Genomic DNA, 20,976 nt, shown 5'->3' on the forward strand with positions numbered 1-20,976 from the left:
CATCAGCGATCCTCCATCTCGTTCCATTGCGAGCGCTGGCGCACCATCAGAAGCACGAAGGAGAGCGCCACGATGATGATGAAGAAGACGACGGCCATGGCCGAGCCGTAACCGATGTCGTAATAGGCGAATGCCGTGTTGTAGAGATAGATATTGATGGTTTCCGACGCCGTGCCGGGCCCGCCTTGAGTCATCGCATAGATGATGTCGAAGCTTTTGACGGCATCGATGGAGCGGATGATGACGGCGATCATCAGGAACGGCGCGATCATCGGCATGGTCAGATAACGGAATTTCTGCCAGGCATTGGCGCCGTCGATTTCGGCGCTCTCATAGGGCTCGCGCGGCACGGCAGCGAGACCACCGAGCACGATCAGCATGACGAGCGGCGTCCATTGCCAGGTCTCCACCAGCACCAGCGAGGGGATGACGGTGGACTGGTTGTAAATCCATTCCAGCGGGCCGATGCCGATGAAGGAGAGCAGATAGTTCAGGACGCCGAGCTGCGGGTGGAACATCATGGTCCAGACGAGCGCGATGGCGACCGGGGTCGCCATCATCGGCATCACGAAGACGCCGCGCAGGAAACCGCGCAGCGGAAACTGCGCATCGAAAACCAGCGCCGCCAATGTTCCGAGGAACAGCGGAGCGACGACCGACAGCACGGTATAGATGAGCGTGTGCCAGAGCGATTCCCAGAACCGTCCGTCACTGGCGAGCCGGATGTAGTTCTCGAAACCGATAAAGCTCTGCTCCTGTCCGAGCGTCCAGCGATGTGCGCTCATCCAGAGGGTGAACACCCATGGAAAAACGATTACCGCCGAAATGACGACAAGTGCCGGTATGACAAAGGGCCAGTAGTTGGGAGCAAGCCTTGCCGGCCTGCTCCCTTCTTTACGACTGACGCCTGTTTTGGTGTTTTCGATGCTCACGGAGGCCATTATCCCTCGCTACGCGCCAGAACGGGTGCGAACTGTTCCGTCGCCTTCTTGAGTTCGGCTGCCGGGTCTGCACCGCCGATCATGTTGGTGAGGCCGACGCCGTAGATGTCGCGGAATTCCGTCACAGGAATGATGACGGGCAGCGCAAGCTGCGAGACCTTGCCGGAACCGACGACCGCATCCAGCCAGGCAGCCGGCATCTTCACGCCTTCGCGCACCTTCTGGTCTTCGAGGATGGACTGGCGGAATGGAACGCCGGCGCCGGCCTGCAACAGACGCGCGCCCATTTCATGCGAAATCGCCCATTGGCAGAAGAGGTAAGCGGCTTCCTTCTTGCTGCTGGCTTCGACAACGCCGAGACCATCGCCGAAGGTGCCGGCGGCCTGGGTTGCAGGGCCCTTCGGCATGACGCCGTAACCGACCTTGCCGACGACGCGGGATTTTTCCGGATTCTCGATTGGCGGTGCAAAACCGACGCCATCGAACCACATGCCGATCTTGCCCTGCAGGAAGGCCGACTGCGCTTCCGCCCAGTTGAAGCCGGAGACGCCGGGAGGGGCTGCCTTGGTCATCAGGCGCTGGTAAAGCGCTGCCGCTTCCACCGCTTCCTTGGATTCGGTATCGATCTTTCCATCTGCGCTGATCGGCTTTGCGCCGTAACCCAGCATCAGCGAGGTCCAGACGGGGGTATTGGCGTTCTTCAGGCCACGGGCGACGAAACCATAGGTGTTGGTGGAAGGATCGGTGATCTTTTCCGCCGCGGTCACCAGTTCCTCGAAGGTCTCAGGGTATTTCAGGCCCTTTGCTTCGAAGAGTTCCTTGTTCCAGTAGACGATCCAGTAATCCACAGAGAAGGGCAGCGAGCGCAGCACGCCGTCACTATCCTTGGCAAACAGCATGCCGGCTTCGGCGAAATCCTTTTCGACGAGCGACGGATCGGTCAGCGACGGATCCTTCAGGAAGCCGCTGATATCGGCCAGCCACTTGCCCTTTTCGAACTGGCGCTTCTGAACGTGATAGCTCAGATGCACCACGTCGAAGCTCGGCTTGCCGGAGGAAAGCTCGATGACGACTTTCTGGCGCTGCTGCTGTTCGGGGGTTGCTTCGGCATTGACCTTGATGCCGGTCAGTTCTTCGAATTCGCCGAGATATTTGATCAGCGTTTCGCTGCGCGGGCTTTTGACGAGGTTGACTTCAAGCGTGGTGCCGGCGTGTTTTTTCCAGTTCACCGCTGCCGATGCCGGGCGAATGCCGAGCATCGCGCCGCCGCCAAGCGCCGCCGTGCCTGCCAGAAAGGCGCGACGCGTGGGGTTGAGCAATGAATGCGTCATGTCAGTTCTCCTCCAGATTAGCCGGAAATTCTCCTCACCCCGGCTTGTTGCTTATTTTCCTGCAATCCCGGCGCAGGACCCTCTTCAGTCCCTGCCGGAATTGCCCTAAACCGCCAGCGCCCTGTCCCTTGCGTTGCGGATATGGGCGGTCAGCCGCTCCACGGCGTCTTCGACGGATCGCCGCTCGATGGCCTCTAGAATGGCGAGATGTTCCTTCATCACCGATTTGACGTGACCGGCGATACGAAAGCGCTCCTGATTGATGAGGCGCATCTTGATGGAATTGACCCGATAGGCGTTCGAGATGATCGAATTGCCGAGCGCATCGATGAAGGCATCGTGCATGCCCCAGTCCACCTGCTGTGCATGCTGGTCCAGTTCCGGTGATTCCCCGCCGTTTTCAGCCGCTTCGGCAATATCGCGATGCTGTTTCAGGAGCTTCGCGATGGTTTCGTCGGAGGCCGAACGGGTAAAGAGCGCCACGGCCTCCTTTTCGAGAAAGATACGGAACTGGAACGCCTCGCGGATGAGGTTGAGGTCGATATGGGCGACCTGCAAGCCCCGCTGCGGCACGGTCTTGATCAGGCCCTCCGCCTCCAGCCGCGGAATTGCCTCCCGGATCGCCCCCAGCGGCAGACCCGTCAATTCCACGAGGCGGCGTTGCGAGATGAATTGCCCCGGGCGAACGTCACGCGAGAGAAGGTGATGCGTAAAACTCTCATACGCCCGTTCCCGCAATGTCTGTTCGCCGGTATCTTCCATGCTCAACCTTTCAAGGTCTGTTCAGGCGGCCTGTTTGCGAAACAGCGCATCGAAAGCGCCTTCGATCTGCCGCCGGTCCTCCGGTGAAATGGCGACGAGCGGCGCGCGCACGTCCGCCCAGATATTTTCGCCTGTCGTGTGTGATACCAGCACCTTGACGGCGGGCGTAACCGGGAATTTCAGAAGTTCCACAACAAGATCGACGATGCGCTGATCGTCCTTGCCATCGACGGCCATGGCGCGGACTTCCTGTGTCAGGAAATTGGCGACGCCGGAGATGGCGCCCTGGCCGCCGAGGCGAACGCCCCTTGCCAGATCGCGTTCATCGCCAATCAGGATGGCGAGATCGCCATGGTCCTTCAGCAGACGCTCGGTATGGCTCCAGTTGCCGGAGGAGTCCTTCACGCCGGTGACGATGCCGGGGAATGCCTTTTTCAGCCGTCCCACCAGCTCGACCGACAGTGTCACCATGGTCACGGAGGGGATGTTGTAGACGAGAATATCGCGCGCGCCCTTGCCGATCTTTTCGAAGACCGCCGAGAACCATGCAAACAGGCCGTCATCGCTGACATTCTTGAAATAGGAGGGTGGGGCGAGAAGAATATTGCGGGCGCCGGCCTTCAGGGCTTCGGCCGATTGCTCGGCCGCGTCCTCGATGGAATCCACCAGAACGCCGGTGACCAGACGGGAGGGCGCAATACCAGCCGCGATGAAGCGGGAGAGAATGTCTTGCCGTTCACGGCTGCCGACCGAACAACCTTCGCCCGTGGTACCGAAGAGCGTTACGCTGTCGCAGCCATTTTCAAGGCAGCGACGGGCATGGGCGATCATGGTGTCGATATCGACCGTTCCATCCGCTTTGAAAGGGGTCGTCAGGGCTGCCGAAAGGCCGAATTTCTGGGTCAATTAAGATGCTCCTCCAAGGTGACCGCGAATTGATAGCGCACTGACATGTTAGTTGTAAAGAGGTGATTGCAGTTTGATTGATCGAGGGGTGGCGATGACGGAACTCGCCCTGAAATCCGGTTGAGGAGCAAGCCTGCGAGGCTGGGATGGAACCGCGCCATCGGTCGAAGTGGGTGCTGTTCTATCAGCGGGCCGGTTGGTCTATCCTCTTTGCGGAGGCAAGCGGATAAATGCGAAAATAAAATTTGACTGTTGGAGTAAAGATTTTTATCAGGCAGTCTGAATATAGGGATAAAGGGACTATCATCATGACCATTGCGGAGCCGTCAGCGCCTGTAGCAGAGATCGAGCAGAGCCGTGTCAAGCGCCTCAAGGCGGCAACGCGCGGCGCTCATGGCGGTCTCGATGCCTTTATCATGGCGTCCAAGCCGTTCGAGAGCCGGGAGAACTTCGGCAAATTCGTGGAAACGCAGTATCTTTTCCATCGCGACCTTGATGTCTTCTTCTCCAATGCGACGCTTGACGGCCTGCTTCCCGATCTCAAGGGCCGCCGCCGTCTCTCCATGATCGAGCAGGACCTTGCCGATCTCGGTCTTGCCATTCCCGAAACGGTGGAGCCACGCTTTACCGGTGAAACGCCGTTCGATCTGCCCGAGGCCATGGGTTGGCTTTATGTGGTTGAAGGCTCCAATCTGGGCGCTGCTTTCCTGCTGAAGGATGCAGCGAAGCTTGGGCTTGGCGAAGAATTCGGCGCGCGTCATCTGGCCGGCGCTCCGGAAGGACGCGGCCTGCACTGGCGCACCTTCACCGCCGCGCTCGATGAAATTTCGCTGACGGTTGAAGAGGAAGAGCGGGTTGTCGCGGGCGCCGAGGCTGCCTTCCGGGCTGTGCATGCTTATGCGCAGCAGCGCCTCGTCTGAGGTTTTGGCATAGCTTTGCGATTGTTGTCCTCATCGCGCAGACGTGCCCCATTGCGCGGGTGTGTTCGATTGAGTCGTAAAATCCCTGCGGCGTTACCCCGGACTTGATCCGGGGTCCAGTGCGATCAAGTCCTTGATCGCGAAAGACTCCTCTCACGGCGCAGAGCGCCGTGGCTGGATGCCGGATCAAGTTCGGCATGACGGAGGTGAGCATTTCGGATGCCGTGCCACGCTCTGCTACCGTTTAGAGGGTCTCCCATTTCCCGCACATTGTATTCGGTATTTGCTGAATAAACAGGCAAATATTTTTACCAAATGATAAAAATTTTATCTTTTGGTCAAGGCTTGATGCGCCTCAAAATTTTATCCATTTGATAAAATTATTTTATTTGGTCTGGCACAGAACCTGCTACTCTTTTGTCAAGTCAGGAGACACCTGACGCTAAAAAGGGAACAGCAAAATGGAAGTTGGTGTTTTTATCCCGATCGGGAACAATGGGTGGCTTCTTTCCGAAAACGCGCCGCAATACAAACCGAGCTTCGATCTGAACAAGGCGATCACGCTCAAGGCGGAGCAATATGGTTTCGACTTCGCGCTGTCGATGATCAAGCTGCGCGGTTTTGGCGGCAAGACCGAATTCTGGGACTATAATCTGGAATCCTTCACGCTGATGGCGGGCCTTGCCGCCGTCACCTCCAAGATCAAGCTGTTCGGCACGGCCGCTACGCTGGTCATGCCACCGGCCATCGTTGCGCGCATGGCGACGACGATCGATTCCATTTCCGGCGGCCGTTTCGGCATCAACCTGATTACCGGCTGGCAGCGTCCGGAATATAGCCAGATGGGGCTTTGGCCGGGCGACGACTATTTCGGCGACCGCTACGAATATCTCGGCGAATATACCTCCATCTTGAAAGAGCTGCTGACGGAGGGCCAGTCGGACTACAAGGGCAAGTTCTTCCAGATGGACGATTGCCGCATGAAGCCGGTGCCTCAGGGCGACGTCAAACTCATCTGCGCCGGTTCCTCCAACTCCGGCATGGCGTTTTCAGCCAAGTTCGCCGATTACAGCTTCTGCTTCGGTGTCGGCGTCAATACGCCGAAAGCTTTCGCGCCCACCAATGAGCGGCTGCTGGCGGCAACGGAGAAGACCGGCCGCGAGGTTAAATCTGTCGTGCTGACGATGGTGCTTGCCGAGGAAAAATCCGAGGATGCCTGGGCGAAATGGGAGCATTACAAGGCCGGTGCGGATGAGGATGCGATCAAGTGGCTCGGCCTGCAAAGCGCTGTCGATACCAAATCCGGCTCCGACACCAATGTCCGGCACATGTCCAACCCCGTCTCGGCGGTCAATATCAACATGGGAACGCTGATCGGCTCCTATGAGGAAGTGGCGGCCATGCTGGACGAGATGAGCGAAGTGCCGGGAACGGGCGGCGTGATGCTGACCTTCGACGACTTCCTCGAAGGCGTCGAGAAATTCGGCAAATATGTGCAGCCGTTGATGAAGAGCCGCGCGCATGTTCAGGCTGCACTGGAGGCTGCGGAATGAGTGAAGCCGTCGTGGCGGGTTACAAGGGGCCGGAAAGCCGTTCGGAAAGCGTGACGCTTCCCGCCCGGCCGGAGCCGATCACCCTCAAGCCCAGCGAGACCGCCGTTGTCGTGGTCGACATGCAGAACGCCTATTCGACCGAGGGCGGTTATGTCGATCTGGCCGGTTTCGATATTTCCGGGGCCAAGGGCACCATTGCCAACATCAAGAAGACGCTGGATGCGGCACGGGCGGCGGGTGTTCAGGTCATTTATTTCCAGAATGGCTGGGACAAGGACTATGTCGAGGCGGGCGGCCCGGGTTCGCCCAACTGGCATAAGTCCAACGCCCTGAAAACGATGCGCAAAAGGCCGGAGTTGCAGGGCCAGCTGCTGGCCAAGGGGACGTGGGACTATGCCATCGTCGACGAGCTGCAGCCGCAGCCCGGCGATATTCTGGTGCCGAAGACGCGTTACAGCGGTTTCTTCAATACCAATATGGACAGCGTTCTGCGCGCCCGCGGCATCCGCAATCTGGTCTTCGTCGGCATCGCCACCAATGTCTGCGTGGAAAGCTCGCTGCGCGACGCCTTCCATCTCGAATATTTCGGGGTGATGCTGGAGGATGCCACGCATCATCTCGGGCCGGACTATATCCAGCAGGCGACGGTCTACAATGTCGAGAAATTTTTCGGCTGGGTCGCCACCGTCAATGATTTCTGCGGCGTCATCTCGCAGGCCGCACCCGTCAGCGCTTGATATCCAACCACAAGAGGAGAACGAAATGCCGAAGAAGATCGTTGTGCCCGCCGGCACCAGCAAACCCATCGCTCCCTTTTCGCCGGGAACCCTTGCCGATGGCGTGGTTTACGTTTCCGGTACGCTGCCTTTCGACAAGGACAATAATGTCGTGCATGTGGGCGATGCCAGCGCGCAGACCCGTCATGTTCTGGAGACCATCAAGTCCGTCATCGAAACCGCCGGCGGCACGATGGAGGACGTGACGATGAACCATATCTTCATCACCGACTGGGCGAATTACCAGGCCGTCAACACGGTCTATGCCGAATATTTCCCCGGCGACAAGCCGGCGCGTTATTGCATCCAGTGCGGCCTCGTGAAGCCCGACGCGCTGGTGGAAATCGCTACCGTCGCCCATATCGGCAAATAGGGCGAAACGGCAGATGATGCATTTCGAGGTTCATGGCCGGACTGATCCTGAGGCGCCCACAATCCTGCTGTCATCCGGGCTGGGCGGATCGGGCTCTTATTGGGCGCCGCAGATCGAAGCCCTTTCCGATCATTTCCGGATCGTCACCTACGATCATCGCGGAACCGGCAGGACCGGTGGCGAGGTGCCGCTGGAGGGCGGCATATCGGCGATGGCGGATGATGTGCTGGAAATCGCTTCGGCGCTGAACCTCGAGAAATTCCACTTCATGGGTCATGCGCTTGGCGGTCTGATCGGCCTCGATATCGCGCTGCGCCAATCCGGTCTCATCGACAGGCTTGTTCTGATCAATGCCTGGAGCAAGGCCGATCCGCATTCCGGGCGCTGCTTCGATGTGCGGATCGAGCTTCTGGAGAAATCCGGTGTCGAGGCGTTCGTGAAAGCCCAGCCGCTGTTTCTTTATCCGGCCGCCTGGATGTCGGAACATCAGGAGCGGCTGGCGCGGGACGATGCCCATGGCGTCGCGCATTTTCAGGGCAGGGCGAATGTGCTTCGGCGCATCGCGGCGCTGAGGGCTTTTGATGTCGATGGCCGCCTCGGCGATGTCGGCAACCCGGTACTGGTGGTTGGAACGAAGGACGATCTTCTGGTGCCCTATACCCGCTCGCTGCGGCTGGCGGATGGCCTGCCGAAGGGTGAACTCTGCCTTCTCGATTTCGGGGCGCATGCGGTCAATATTACCGAAGCTGACCTTTTCAACGCTCGGCTTTTGCAGTTTCTGCTACCGGCAACATGAACATTCTGACGGGATTTTTAGGACAATGACGACAGCACTCGACGACAAGGCACTTGCAGCACTTTTCACCGCGGCACGCACCCATAATGGCTGGGCTGACAGGCCGGTCGGCGACGAGACGCTGAGAGAGCTTTACGATCTGACGAAGATGGGTCCGACCTCGGCCAATTGCTCGCCGGGGCGTTTCGTATTCGTCCGCAGCCAGGAAGCGAAAGAAAAACTACGGCCGGCGCTTTCGTCGGGCAATCTCGAAAAGACCATGGCAGCACCCGTCACCGTGATTGCCGCCATCGACCGTGAATTTTACGAGAAACTGCCGATGCTGTTTCCGCATGCCGATGCCCGTTCGTGGTTCACGTCCAGCCCGGATGTGGCCGAGGAAACGGCCTTCCGCAATGCCACGCTGCAGGCGGGTTATCTCATCCTTGCAGCCCGCTCCTTGGGACTGGATACCGGGGCAATGTCCGGTTTCGACAAAGGCAAGGTGGATACGGCGTTTTTCGCAGGCACGACGTGGAAGTCCAATTTCCTGATCAATCTCGGCTATGGCGATCCGTCGAAACTCTTCGGTCGCCTGCCGCGCCTCGGCTTTGAAGAGGCCTGTGTCCTGGCTTGAGGGCCTGTTAAGGAAGGGTAGTTTAGATGCAGATGATGTCTCTTGAAAAGGAAGCGGATATGGAGACGAAGACTGCACAGCAGCGCAGCCTCGAATACAGAAACGCCATGGCGCGGCTCGGTGCGGCGGTCAATATCGTCACCACGGATGGTGCGGCAGGCCGGGCGGGTTTTGCGGCGACGGCGGTTTGCAGCGTTTCCGACAATCCGCCCACGCTTCTCGTCTGCCTCAACCGCAATGCCTCCGCGTATAAGGTGGTGAAGGCCAACGGCGTCATCTGCATCAATACGCTTGCTTCAAAACACGAGGTGCTGAGCACCCTCTTCGGCGGCAAGACGCCGGCGGAAGAGCGTTTCGCCGCCGGGAGCTGGGGTGTGCTTGAAACCGGTGCCCCGGTTCTGGAGGACGCGCTCGTTTCCTTCGATTGCCGCATCCGCGAGGCGCATGACGGCGGTACGCATGATATCCTGATCTGCGAGGTTGTGGATATGAAGATCAATGAAGGTGATGAGGCGCTGATGTATTTCAACCGGCGTTACCGGGTGCTTTGAGGCGGCCGTTTTGGCCGAGCACCAGCTCGAACCTCACCGTCGTCATCCTCGGGCTTGACCCGAGGATCTACGATCCGACGCGCGATGGATCCTCGGGTCAAGCCCGAGGATGACGTTCAGTGAAATCAAAAAAAGGGCGTTTCCGGCCTCCCGGAAACGCCCTTTTCATTTACTTGATCAGCGGCAGAAGATCGTTGATCGACTTCTTGGCGTCACCATAGAACATGCGGGTATTGTCCTTGTAGAACAATGGGTTCTCGATGCCGGAATAACCCGTGCCCTGGCCACGCTTGGAGACGATGACCAGTTTGGACTTCCACACTTCCAGAACCGGCATGCCGGCAATCGGCGAGTTCGGATCGTCCTGGGCGGCCGGATTGACGATGTCGTTGGAGCCGATGACGATGACGACGTCGGTATTGGGGAAGTCGTCGTTGATCTCGTCCATTTCCAGCACGATGTCGTAGGGCACCTTGGCTTCGGCCAGCAGCACGTTCATGTGGCCGGGAAGACGGCCTGCCACCGGATGGATGGCGAAGCGCACGGTCTTGCCGTCGGCGCGCAGCTTGCGGGTCAGTTCGGAGACCGCGGCCTGCGCCTGCGCCACCGCCATGCCGTAACCGGGCACGATGATGACGCTGTCGGCGTCATTCAGCGCGGCCGCCACGCCTTCGGCGTCGATCGCCACCTGCTCACCCTCGATTTCCATCGCCGGACCCGTCGTGCCGCCGAAGCCGCCGAGGATGACCGAGATGAAGGAGCGGTTCATGGCCTTGCACATGATGTAGGAGAGGATCGCACCCGAGGAGCCGACCAGCGCGCCTGTCACGATCAGCAGATCGTTGCCGAGCGTGAAGCCGATGGCGGCCGCCGCCCAGCCGGAATAGCTGTTCAGCATCGAAACGACGACAGGCATGTCGGCGCCGCCGATACCCATGATCAGGTGATAACCGATGAAGAAGGCCGCAAGTGTCATCAGCACCAGCGTCCAAGCGCCGGCGCCGTTGCAATACATGATGAGCAGCACGAGCGACAGGATCGCAGCGCCGGCATTGAGCAGATGTCCGCCGGGCAGCTTCTTCGCCTTGCCGTCCACCTTGCCGGCAAGTTTGCCGAAGGCGACGACGGAGCCGGTGAAGGTGACCGCACCGATGAAGACGCCAAGGAAGACCTCGACCTTCATGATCGCCAGTTCCACTGGCGTCTTATGGGCGAGGATGGCGGAAAAGCCGGTCAGCAACGAACGCGCGGTCTCATCGAGCGAGGCGACATGCGCTTCCTCGATATGGGCGTTGAAGCCGATGAAGACGGCGGCGAGGCCGACGAAGGAGTGAAGGGCTGCAACAAGCTGCGGCATCTCGGTCATCTGCACCCGGCTTGCGACGAAATAACCGAGAACGGAGCCACCCGCCAGCATCAGCAGCACGACGAGCCACTGCCCGACGCCCTTGCTGATCTCAGGTCCGAAGACGGTGGCGACAATGGCGAGGCCCATGCCTGTTATGCCGTACCAGACGGCGCGTTTTGCGCTTTCCTGTCCGGAAAGGCCGCCAAGAGAAAGGATGAAAAGAACGGCTGCGGCAACATAGGCCGCGGAAACGATACCAATGGTCATAAACTGTCCCCTACACGGCTCAGGACTTCTGGAACATGGCGAGCATGCGCCGTGTCACGAGGAAACCGCCGACGATGTTGATCGTCGCGATCAGGACGGAAAGCGAGGCGAGGATCACCACCAGCCAGTTGCCGGAACCGATCTGCAGCAGCGCGCCGATGATGACGATGCCGGAAATCGCGTTCGTCACCGCCATCAGCGGCGTGTGCAGCGAGTGGCTGACATTCCAGATGACCTGGAAGCCGACAAAGCAGGCGAGCACGAAGACGATGAAATGGCTCATGAAGCTTGCCGGCGCATAAAGGCCGACGAGAAGCAGTACAGCAGTACCGGCGACGAGCAGACCGACCTGGCTTTTCGTCTGCGCTTTGAACTCGGCACGTTCCTTGGCGTGCTTTTCCTCCGGCGTCAGCTCCTTTGCTTTTTCCTTTGGTTTCTGCGCGGCAATGGCCTGGATCTTCGGCGGCGGCGGCGGGAAGGTAATTTCACCCTGATAGGTGACCGTCGCGCCACGGATGACATCGTCTTCCATGTTGTGAACCGGCTTGCCGTCCTTGGCGGGCGTCAGATCGGTCATCATGTGACGGATGTTGGTGGAATAGAGCGTCGAGGCCTGCGTCGCCATGCGGCTCGGGAAATCCGTGTAGCCGATGACGATGACGCCATTGTTGGAAACGACACGCTGGTCGGGAACCGTGAGATCGCAATTGCCGCCGCGCTCGGCGGCGAGGTCGATGATGACCGAACCCGGCCTCATCATCGCCACCATGTCGGCGAGCCACAGTTTCGGGGCGTCGCGGCCCGGGATCAGCGCCGTGGTAATGACGATATCGATCTGCGGTGCAAGCTCGCGGAATTTCTCGAGCTGCTTCTCGCGGAATTCCGGCGAGGAGGGAGCGGCATAACCGCCGGTGGCGGCGCCATCCTGCTGCTGGTCGGCGAAATCGAGATAGACGAATTCAGCGCCCATGGATTCGATCTGTTCGGCCACTTCAGGGCGAACGTCGAAGGCATAGGTGATGGCGCCGAGCGAGGTGGCCGTGCCGATGGCGGCGAGACCGGCAACACCTGCGCCGATGACCAGCACCTTGGCGGGCGGCACCTTGCCGGCGGCGGTGACCTGACCGGTGAAGAAGCGGCCGAAATTATTGCCGGCCTCGATGACCGCGCGATAACCGGCGATATTGGCCATGGAGGACAGCGCATCCATCTTCTGGGCGCGGGAAATGCGCGGCACCATGTCCATGGCGATGACATTTGCGCCCTTTTCCTTCGCCTGTTCCAGAAGGTCCTTGTTCTGGGCTGGGTAGAAGAACGAGATCAGCGTCTTGTCCGAAGACAGGCGATCAATCTCCGACGTTTCCGGCGGACGAACCTTGGCGATGATGTCGGAACCGGCGTAAAGCGCATCGGCGCTGTCGACGATTGTTACACCGGCGGCGCGATAGGCGTCGTCGGAAAATCCCGCCGCCTTGCCTGCTCCGGTTTCGAGGATGCAATCATATCCGAGTTTCTGCAATGCCTGGGCGCTGTCGGGCGTCATACCGACGCGCGCTTCGCCCTCATATAATTCCTTAGGCGTCCCGATCTTCAAAATGGCTCTCCCTCTGCCTGAAAATACAGGGGGGTCATAACCTATTCAGGGGGGCTTTGTCTCCATATTGATTTTGTCTTGCCTGCGACGCAATGACAGCCCCCTGCGACAGTTCGTTCGATATCGCTGCGTGTGGAGCAATAAAAGAACCCGGCACCTGTGCGCCGGGTTCCGAAAATGTCCGTCAGGACGTGGTTCAATCCATGGTGTGGATGTCGCGATCCTTGGTTTCCGGCAGGAACAGCAGACCGACGACCAGCGTGATGCCTGCAAAAACGATCGGATACCAGAGACCATAGTAGATATCGCCCTTCGCCGCGCTCATCGCAAAGGCGGTGGCGGGCAGAAGGCCGCCGAACCAGCCGTTGCCGATGTGATAGGGCAGCGACATGCCGGAATAGCGGATGCGGGTCGGGAACAGCTCGACCAGCAGCGCCGCGATCGGGCCGTAGACCATCGTCACATAGATGACGAGGACGGTCAGAACGGCGATGATGACGACCCAGTTCACGGCGGCCGGATCGGCGACCATGGCGAAGGTGCCACCGCCGGCAATCGTGTAGACGGCCATTTCCGCCGCTCCGGCGGTCTCGGCCGGCGTCAGCAGCTTGTCCGCCACCAGCTTGTCGGTCGCAACCATCTTCTTGTCGGCGGCACGAACGGCTACCGCATTGAGGTTGAGTTCCGGGTTGGCGGCGATGAAGGCATCCAGTTTCGCATCCGGCACCTGCGCTGCGCCGCGCACCAGCGGATAGCCGCCGTCGTGCAATGCGATGTTGACCTGCTTCTGGAAGGCCTTGTCCTTCGCGGAAGCATCCGCGCCGGCTGCGATGGCGTCGTAGCTGGCGATGGTGGCGTCGCCGATCTTGACGCTCGCCGGCTCACCGGCCGCTCCCGCAACGACGTCATAGGGAACGGAGTTGCGTGTCAGGAACGAGGTGGCGATATCGCAGGATGTGGTGAATTTTGCCGTGCCTGTCGGGTTGAACTGGAACTTGCAGTCACCCGGAGCGGCAGTCACGGTGGCGCGAACGCTGGCCTGTGCTTGCGCAAGTGCCGGGTTGCCCGCCCAGGTGAGCGCCTTGAACAGCGGGAAGTAGGTCAGCATGGCGAGAACGAGGCCGGCCATGATGATCGGCTTGCGGCCGATCTTGTCGGAAAGCCAGCCGAAGAGCACGAAGAAGCCCGTGCCGAGGATGAGCGCTGCCGCGACCATGATGTTGGCGGACTGGCCGTCCACTTTCAGAATGCTCTGCAGGAAGAACAGCGCGTAGAACTGGCCTGTGTACCAGACGACGGCCTGACCGATGACGGCGCCGACGAGGGCAAGCAGGGCGATCTTGGCATTTTTCCACTGGCCGAAGGCTTCGCTGAGCGGTGCCTTTGAGGTCTTGCCCTCTTCCTTCATCTTCTTGAAGGCGGGGGATTCGTTCATTTTCAGACGAATCCAGACCGATACGCCGAGCAGCAGAACCGAGACGAGGAAGGGAATGCGCCAGCCCCAGGCGGCGAAGGCTTCCTTGCCGAGTGCGAACTGCACGCCGAGAATGACCACCAGCGACAGGAACAGGCCGAGCGTCGCCGTCGTCTGGATCCAGGAGGTGTAATAACCCCTGCGGCCATTCGGGGCGTGTTCGGCCACGTAAGTGGCGGCACCGCCATATTCGCCGCCGAGCGCCAGACCCTGAAGCATGCGCAGGACGATCAGGATGATCGGGGCTGCGATGCCGATCTGGGATGCGCCGGGCAGGACACCGACGAGGAAGGTCGAAACGCCCATGATGAGAATGGTGATCAGGAAGGTATATTTGCGGCCGACAATGTCACCCAGACGGCCGAACACCAGCGCGCCGAAGGGGCGCACGAGGAAGCCTGCGGCAAAGGCCAGAAGCGCGAAGATATTACGTGTCGTTTCCGGATACTGGCTGAAGAAGTTCGCGCCGATATAGATCGCGAGTGAGCCGTACAGATAGAAATCGTACCATTCGAAGACTGTTCCGAGAGAAGAGGCGAAAATCACCTTCTTCTCCTCACCCGTCATGGGACGGGCGGCGCCGCTCACGGCTGCAACGTTTGCCATTGTCTGTCCTCCACAGATGTCAAATGAGCGCATTGCGGAGCCCTGTCTCTCCTCCGGACTCCCCCTTGAGGGTGCAATGCGCATGACATCAGAGTGACAGAAAATTAACCCCAATAAGAGCGATGCTTTCGGATTATGACTTTAGTCTAATGTATAACGTGCAAAAATGTCGCAGGGCGGTTTTTGCATCTTCGCGCCGGGTGGCCCGGGACATGCCTTTTTTCTTGACACAACAGAGAAACCTTCTAATAGCTTCTCGCGAAGAAGGAGCATCACATTGCGCAGGCATGTTGCAGACATGATTGTCATGGAAGGACCGGCACAATCCGCCGGCGATGATCCGCGTCTTTCTTATTCTATCCGAATTACGGCCAAAACGACGATTAAAACCGTCTAACGTCTCTGGCCACCGCTCTCTCCCCGGTTTGGCTGGGGATCGAGGAAGCCGCAATGCGATGCGGGTTCCCACCTCACCCAAAAGAGGAGAGACAGAAAGAGAGCTTGATCATGGGTTTCAAAGTTGCAATTGCAGGCGCCACCGGCAACGTCGGTCGCGAAATGCTCAATATCCTGGCCGAACGCGGTTTTCCCGCAGATGAGATCGTGCCGCTCGCTTCCGCCCGTTCGCAGGGCACGGAAGTCTCCTATGGCGATCGCACGCTGAAGGTTTCCAACCTCGAAAACTACGATTTTTCCGACACGGATATTTGCCTGATGTCGGCCGGCGGCGACGTTTCCAAGAAGTGGTCGCCGAAGATCGGCCAGCAGGGCTGCGTTGTCATCGATAACTCGTCCGCATGGCGCTACGATCAGGACGTTCCGCTGATCGTTCCGGAAGTCAATGCCGATGCGGTCGAGGGCTTCACCCGCAAGAACATCATCGCCAACCCGAATTGCTCCACGGCCCAGCTGGTCGTCGCGCTGAAGCCGCTGCATGACTTCGCCAAGATCAAGCGCGTCGTCGTCTCAACCTATCAGTCGGTTTCCGGCGCCGGCAAGGAAGGCATGGACGAGCTGTTCCAGCAGACCCGCGCCGTCTTTGTTGCCGATCCGGTCGAAACCAAGAAGTTCACCAAGCGCATCGCCTTCAACGTCATTCCGCACATCGACGTCTTCATGGAAGACGGCTACACCAAGGAAGAGTGGAAGGTTCTGGCTGAAACCAAGAAGATGCTCGATCCGAAGATCAAGGTAACCTGCACGGCCGTGCGCGTTCCGGTCTTCATCGGCCATTCGGAATCGGTCAATATCGAGTTCGAAAACGAGATCACCGCCGATCAGGCACGTGACATCCTGCGCGAAGCGCCGGGTTGCCTTGTCATCGACAAGCGTGAAAATGGCGGTTACATCACCCCGGTCGAATCCGCCGGTGAGGATGCGACCTATATTTCGCGTATCCGTGAGGATGCGACGGTCGAAAACGGCCTCAACCTGTGGGTGGTTTCCGACAATCTGCGCAAGGGCGCGGCTCTCAACGCCGTCCAGATCGCCGAACTCCTGGTCAATCGTGGTCTCATCAAGCCCCGCAAGGCGGCAGCCTGATACGATTTTTTAAGGTTCGTTAAGTATAACCCGTCTGTTCTGTGTGGGGCAGGCGGGTTTCCTGATTGGCGATGATCACGGCCAGTTTATTTGCAGGCCTAGCTGCCGAAAGGCAATTTAGGCCGCCAAAAGGCAATTTGGCACCTGAATTCATACAGCGGTGACGTTTTGTTCTCGGGATGAGTTCCCGAAAGTATATCGAAGGCAGATTTTGATGCGGGCAATGAAGGCAATTCTGGCTGGTGTGGCCATGGTCTCGGTTTTGGCAGCGACGCCGGTTCTGGCTGCGCAATGCGGCAATACTTCGGCAGGGTTCGAGGCCTGGGTCGGCGCTTTCAAACAGGAAGCGGCGGGCCGCGGCGTCAGCGCTTCGGTGCTTGATCGCGCCTTCTCCGGCGTTTCCTACAACCGGGCTACCATCAGCGCCGACCGCGGTCAGCACAGCTTCAAGCTGTCCTTCGAACAGTTCATGCAGAAGCGCGGCGGTCAGACGATCATTTCGCGCGGCAAGACCATGAAGAAGAACAATGCCTCTCTCTTCGCCTCGATCGAAAGGACTTACGGCGTGCCGGCCGGTCCGCTGCTCGCCATCTGGGGCATGGAAACCGGTTTTGGCAGCTTCATGGGTAACCAGCACACGCTTTCCGCCGTGGCGACGCTTTCCTTCGACTGCCGCCGTTCGGACTATTTCACCGAGCAGCTCTATGCGGCCCTGAAGCTGGTCGGCAGCGGTTCGCTGAACGTCAATGCCAAGGGTGCAGCCCATGGTGAGATCGGCCAGACGCAGTTCCTGCCGTTGAACGTCGTCCGTTACGGCGTCGATTTCGACCGCGACGGACGGATCGATCTCGTCGGTTCGCGCGCCGATGCGCTGGCTTCCACGGCCAATTTCCTTGTCGGCCACGGCTGGCAGCGTGGCGCTGGCTATCAGCAGGGACAGGCAAATTATGCGGCCATCCAGGGCTGGAACGCTGCAAGCGTCTATCAGCAGGCCATCGCCTTCATCGGCAAGGCGATTGACGGCCAATAAGGCCGCTTCTACGGACTAAGGCCCACTTTCGTCATGCCGGGCTTGATCCGGCATGCAGCCACGGCGCGTCCGGCAAAAGTCTCCCGCATAATCGACGTCATCCTCGGGCTTGACCCGAGGATCCATCGCGCGTCAGGTTGTGGATCCTCGGGTCAAGCCCGAGGATGACGAAGGAGAGGTTGGTAGCCGTTGGACTTGCGGCTGATACGATCCTGTCGTTCTTTCAACCAAAAACCTATTTTCACAGATCCGGGCGACGAAAATCGCCCGTTTTGCCGTCCATCACCCACAATTCGCCGGTCGAAATATCGAACCAAGCGCCATGCAGCTTGACCTTGCCGGCGGTTTCCTGCGCCTTGACGAAGGGGAAGCCGCGCAGATTGGCGATGGAGTTGCGGATGGAAACCCGTTCCAGCGCCGTCTGGCGCTCCGACGCGGTCATGACATCGTTGCTCTGGATCTGCTCGGCGGCCGACTTGACCATGTTCATCCATTTGCCGATGAAGTCGCCCGGCGACAGGGGTTCGAGATTGGGATCGAGTGCGGCCTGAATGCCGCCGCAGCGGCCGTGGCCCATGACAACGATATCCTTCACCTTCAGAACCTGAACGGCATATTCGATGGCCGCCGAAGTGGCGTGGTACTGCCCGTCCGGCTCGAAGGGCGGCACCATGTTGGCGACGTTGCGGACGACAAAAAGCTCTCCCGGCCCGCAGTCGAAAATGGTTTCCGGCGCCGAGCGGGAGTCACAACAGGCAATGAACAGGGTCTGCGGTTTCTGCCCGGTGTCGGCCAGAACGCGGTATCTTTCGCGTTCATCGACATAGCGACCGCTCATGAAGTTCTTGTAGCCGTTGAGAAGGGTTTCCGGAAAATCTTTCATCTATCGCAGTACCGTTATGCTTGGACCAAGATCACGGGGCGAACCTGGTGCGTTGAAGACCAATTCCTGAAGCGCTATTTGCGCTTGCTGCGTGAAGGATGCAAGAGATGACGCATCTGCACCATGGCCATGGGTGTGGAAAGACTTGAAGAATCGGTCTCAAGCGTCAGTTCGTTCATCTCGCGTTTTTTCGTGCGGGCCAGAATTTCGAACACGCTGGCGGTGGCCAGCTGCAGCGCCTTTTCATCATCCAGGCCTTCGAGCAGGCGGGCGAGGAACAGCGCGGACATGAGGTCACCAAGTCCGTTCGGCGCATTCTCGATGGCGCGGTGTTCGGCAAGCAGGGCGTGCCGGCCGCTGAGATAAAGATTGCCGGTGCCGCCCGCCATCATCGGCACGGCCGAGGTGACCAGCATTTTCGGCGGCCCGAGTGCGAGCGCCGCATCCATGATGGCATTGTTGGTTTCAAGCTCGGCGCCGCTCATCCAAGCCAGTTCGTAGCGGTTCGGGGTCGCGACGGTCGCAAGCGGGATGAGGTGATCGCGGATGGCTTCGGCGGTCTCAAGGGGAATGTAAAGCCCGCCCAGATCGCCCATAACCGGGTCGCAGGCATAAATCAGCGCCGGGTTCTTTTCCTTCAGATTGCGGATCAGCCTTGCGACGGCGCGCACCTGTGCTGCACTTCCGAAATAACCGGTCAGAACGGCTTTGACCTCGCCAATCCATTTGGCGTTTTCAAGATCGGTCATGGCCTTGTCGAAGTCGTCGTCCTGAAAGCGCATCCGTGTGGAGGGGCCGTGGCCGGGGTGCCAGGGCATGACGATGGTGGGCACCGCCCAGACCGGATAACCCAGCGTCTCCAGCGCAAAGACCGCTGCGCGATTGCCGACGGAACCACGCATGACGTGGCTGGAAATGACGATGACGGCGCCTTGGGTATTTTCCTGCATCACGGCCTTCTTGCTTTCAAACATCGCAGAAAGCCCGCAAGAACCCCTGCCTAAAGATCAAGATGCGCTCTCATGACATATCGCAAGGCCGGTTTCCACCGTTAATCCCGCAAGGGTCTGTCCCGCAAAAGGATGGGCGGGAAGCTTGGGTTCCGCTCACCGACCGCGTCTGCATCGCCGGGTTGTGATCGCTGGACGGGCAAACCGCTCAACCATTCTGTTCAGGCATCGGGTTTTCCGAAAACCGCGATACACTTTTCGGTCCGATGCCCTATAGTTGCATCATGCTCGATCTCGTCATCGCCTATTGGCCGCATATCCTTGCCGTTCTCTCCATTTTGATGGGAACAGTGGCAGCCGTGCATGCAACCATGACGAAGGAGGAGGTCCGCTCGGCGCTTGGCTGGGTCGGCGTCATCGTCCTGTCGCCGATTGTCGGTGCCGTCATCTATGCCATTGCCGGCATCAACCGCATTCGCCGGTCCAACATCACCCAGCAGCGATCCTTCATGCTGGACGAGATCATGGATCGCGTGGCGCGTCTCGACGCGAGCGGCGAACTCATCGCCGCGCGGTTCGGACGCCGTTTCGAGGCGATGAAGACGCTGGGTGACCGGGTGACGCGCCATGCGCTGACAACGGGAAACACAATCGAGCCGCTTGTGACCGGCGATGTCGCTTATGCCGCCATGCTGGAAGCGATCGGGGAGGCGAAGCGGTCGATCATTCTCGAAACATATATTTTCGACAATGACAGGATCGGCGCGCGCTTTGTGGCGGCGCTGGAAAGGGCGAAGTTTCGCGGGGTTGAAGTCAGGGTGCTCATCGATGCCGTGGGTGCGCGTTATTCCGTACCGAGCATTCTGCCGACGCTCAGGGAAAAGGGCATCGTCGCGGATGTCTTCAACGGCAATGTCATCATGGGGCTTCGGCTGCCCTATGCCAATCTGCGGACCCACCGCAAGATTCTCGTGGTGGACGGACGCATTGCCTTTAGCGGCGGCATGAATATCCGCGAGGGTTTCACACTGGAATTCGGCGGCGAAAAACAGTCGCACGACACCCATTTCAGGATCAGCGGCCCGGTGGTATCGGATTTTTTCTCCATCGCGGCAGAGGACTGGCGGTTCACGACGGGGGAGCTTCTTGATACGCCCGTCTGGGACATTGCCATTCCCGATGGTGTGCCAGGATCGCAGATCGTCGCCCGGGTATCCTCCTCCGGGCCGGACAGGAGCATCGAGACCAGTCACAAGATGCTGATGGGTGCGTTTTCCGTCGCCCGCTCCTCCATTCTCATCATGTCGCCCTATTTTCTCCCCGATCGGGAGCTTATTTCGGCACTCATTACCGCAGCGAGGCGGGGGGTCGTGGTGGATATCATCGTGCCGCAAAGCAACAATCTGGTGCTGGTGGACAGGGCGATGACGGCGCAGTTCGACCAGATGCTGAAGAATTACTGCCGCATCTGGCGGGCAACGGGAGCTTTCAACCATTCCAAGCTTCTGGTGATTGACGGGTGCTGGACCTATATCGGTTCCTCCAACCTCGATCCGCGTTCCTTACGGCTGAACTTCGAGATCGATCTCGAAGTCATGGATAAGGAATTCGCTGGGGCGATCGGAAACCGCATCCGCGATGCGCGGGCAACCGCTTTACCTGTCCGGCTGAGCGAACTGAATGCGCGGCCATTCGTTGTCCGTTTAGTGGAGCGTGTCCTTTGGCTCGCTTCGCCCTATCTTTGACCGGAGGCATTG

The 20,976-nt window shown here is 59.3% G+C and carries 19 protein-coding genes; 10 read left to right on the forward strand and 9 right to left on the reverse strand.

From position 1 onward, the window contains the following. Positions 1–2 precede the first annotated feature (2 nt). The 4 genes from AC1ROR_RS00300 to AC1ROR_RS00315 form a co-directional block, all read right to left on the reverse strand. The gene (locus AC1ROR_RS00300) at positions 3–941 is read right to left on the reverse strand and encodes a carbohydrate ABC transporter permease (protein ID WP_020011696.1); all 939 of its coding nucleotides are present in this window, start codon (positions 939–941) and stop codon (positions 3–5) included. After that, the gene (locus AC1ROR_RS00305; RefSeq protein ID WP_082182867.1) at positions 941–2,272 is read right to left on the reverse strand and encodes an ABC transporter substrate-binding protein; all 1,332 of its coding nucleotides are present in this window, start codon (positions 2,270–2,272) and stop codon (positions 941–943) included. The genes AC1ROR_RS00300 and AC1ROR_RS00305 overlap by 1 nt, the downstream gene beginning before the upstream one ends. 105 nt (positions 2,273–2,377) lie before the next feature. Continuing rightward, positions 2,378–3,034 carry a GntR family transcriptional regulator gene (locus AC1ROR_RS00310; protein ID WP_003492081.1) on the reverse strand — a complete coding sequence of 219 codons (657 nt, stop codon included), beginning with the start codon at positions 3,032–3,034 and terminating at the stop codon, positions 2,378–2,380. Positions 3,035–3,055: 21 nt separating this feature from the next. Then, a complete protein-coding gene (locus AC1ROR_RS00315; protein ID WP_498588305.1) occupies positions 3,056–3,940 on the reverse strand; it encodes a dihydrodipicolinate synthase family protein in 885 nt (294 codons plus the stop codon). A gap of 308 nt (positions 3,941–4,248) precedes the next feature. Here AC1ROR_RS00315 and AC1ROR_RS00320 point away from each other — a divergent pair, with 308 nt between their 5' ends. From AC1ROR_RS00320 to rutF, 7 genes are all read left to right on the forward strand, one after another. Then, positions 4,249–4,860 (forward strand): biliverdin-producing heme oxygenase, encoded by a 612-nt coding sequence (locus AC1ROR_RS00320; RefSeq protein ID WP_003492075.1) that lies wholly within the window; start codon positions 4,249–4,251, stop codon positions 4,858–4,860. A 461-nt stretch (positions 4,861–5,321) separates the two neighbouring features. Then, complete coding sequence (rutA, locus tag AC1ROR_RS00325; RefSeq protein ID WP_003492073.1) at positions 5,322–6,413, forward strand: pyrimidine utilization protein A; 1,092 nt, start codon at positions 5,322–5,324, stop codon at positions 6,411–6,413. Beyond that, on the forward strand, positions 6,410–7,150 hold the full coding sequence (gene rutB, locus AC1ROR_RS00330; RefSeq protein ID WP_003492071.1) for a pyrimidine utilization protein B: 741 nt from the start codon (positions 6,410–6,412) through the stop codon (positions 7,148–7,150). Before rutA ends, rutB begins: the two co-directional genes overlap by 4 nt. A 25-nt stretch (positions 7,151–7,175) precedes the next feature. Continuing rightward, a complete protein-coding gene (gene rutC / locus AC1ROR_RS00335; protein ID WP_003492069.1) occupies positions 7,176–7,562 on the forward strand; it encodes a pyrimidine utilization protein C in 387 nt (128 codons plus the stop codon). Positions 7,563–7,575: 13 nt separating this feature from the next. Then, entirely contained in the window at positions 7,576–8,358 is a 783-nt protein-coding gene (gene rutD, locus AC1ROR_RS00340) for a pyrimidine utilization protein D (protein WP_498588306.1), read from the forward strand. Between the two features lie 25 nt (positions 8,359–8,383). Continuing rightward, positions 8,384–8,974 (forward strand): malonic semialdehyde reductase, encoded by a 591-nt coding sequence (locus AC1ROR_RS00345; protein ID WP_080835874.1) that lies wholly within the window; start codon positions 8,384–8,386, stop codon positions 8,972–8,974. Between the two features lie 26 nt (positions 8,975–9,000). Further along, positions 9,001–9,525, forward strand: coding sequence for an NADH-dependent FMN reductase RutF (gene rutF / locus AC1ROR_RS00350; protein ID WP_080835870.1), 525 nt, complete (start codon positions 9,001–9,003; stop codon positions 9,523–9,525). 169 nt (positions 9,526–9,694) lie between these two features. Here rutF and AC1ROR_RS00355 read toward each other — a convergent pair whose 3' ends face one another. The 3 genes from AC1ROR_RS00355 to AC1ROR_RS00365 all read right to left on the reverse strand — a co-directional run bounded on the left by AC1ROR_RS00355 (position 9,695) and on the right by AC1ROR_RS00365 (position 14,814). Continuing rightward, a complete protein-coding gene (locus AC1ROR_RS00355; RefSeq protein WP_080835866.1) occupies positions 9,695–11,140 on the reverse strand; it encodes an NAD(P)(+) transhydrogenase (Re/Si-specific) subunit beta in 1,446 nt (481 codons plus the stop codon). Positions 11,141–11,159: 19 nt separating this feature from the next. After that, the gene (locus tag AC1ROR_RS00360) at positions 11,160–12,734 is read right to left on the reverse strand and encodes a Re/Si-specific NAD(P)(+) transhydrogenase subunit alpha (RefSeq protein WP_498588307.1); all 1,575 of its coding nucleotides are present in this window, start codon (positions 12,732–12,734) and stop codon (positions 11,160–11,162) included. A 196-nt stretch (positions 12,735–12,930) separates the two neighbouring features. Then, positions 12,931–14,814 (reverse strand): MFS transporter, encoded by a 1,884-nt coding sequence (locus tag AC1ROR_RS00365; protein WP_035224467.1) that lies wholly within the window; start codon positions 14,812–14,814, stop codon positions 12,931–12,933. A 507-nt stretch (positions 14,815–15,321) separates the two neighbouring features. Between AC1ROR_RS00365 and AC1ROR_RS00370 the strand changes: the two genes are divergently transcribed. Both AC1ROR_RS00370 and AC1ROR_RS00375 read left to right on the forward strand, forming a co-directional pair. Then, entirely contained in the window at positions 15,322–16,356 is a 1,035-nt protein-coding gene (locus AC1ROR_RS00370; RefSeq protein ID WP_035224470.1) for an aspartate-semialdehyde dehydrogenase, read from the forward strand. A gap of 214 nt (positions 16,357–16,570) precedes the next feature. Next, entirely contained in the window at positions 16,571–17,386 is an 816-nt protein-coding gene (locus tag AC1ROR_RS00375; protein WP_080835861.1) for a lytic murein transglycosylase, read from the forward strand. 241 nt (positions 17,387–17,627) lie between these two features. Here AC1ROR_RS00375 and AC1ROR_RS00380 read toward each other — a convergent pair whose 3' ends face one another. Next, the gene (locus AC1ROR_RS00380) at positions 17,628–18,269 is read right to left on the reverse strand and encodes a carbonic anhydrase (RefSeq protein ID WP_035224474.1); all 642 of its coding nucleotides are present in this window, start codon (positions 18,267–18,269) and stop codon (positions 17,628–17,630) included. Positions 18,270–18,343: 74 nt separating this feature from the next. Further along, positions 18,344–19,219, reverse strand: coding sequence for a pyridoxal kinase PdxY (pdxY, locus tag AC1ROR_RS00385; RefSeq protein ID WP_035224685.1), 876 nt, complete (start codon positions 19,217–19,219; stop codon positions 18,344–18,346). A 284-nt stretch (positions 19,220–19,503) separates the two neighbouring features. On the opposite strand from pdxY, the gene AC1ROR_RS00390 reads away from it, so the two are divergent. After that, entirely contained in the window at positions 19,504–20,964 is a 1,461-nt protein-coding gene (locus tag AC1ROR_RS00390) for a phospholipase D-like domain-containing protein (protein ID WP_498589149.1), read from the forward strand. The last annotated feature ends 12 nt before the right edge of the window (positions 20,965–20,976 follow it).

It is taken from the genome of Agrobacterium sp. GW821-FHT14E08, assembly GCF_058803865.1.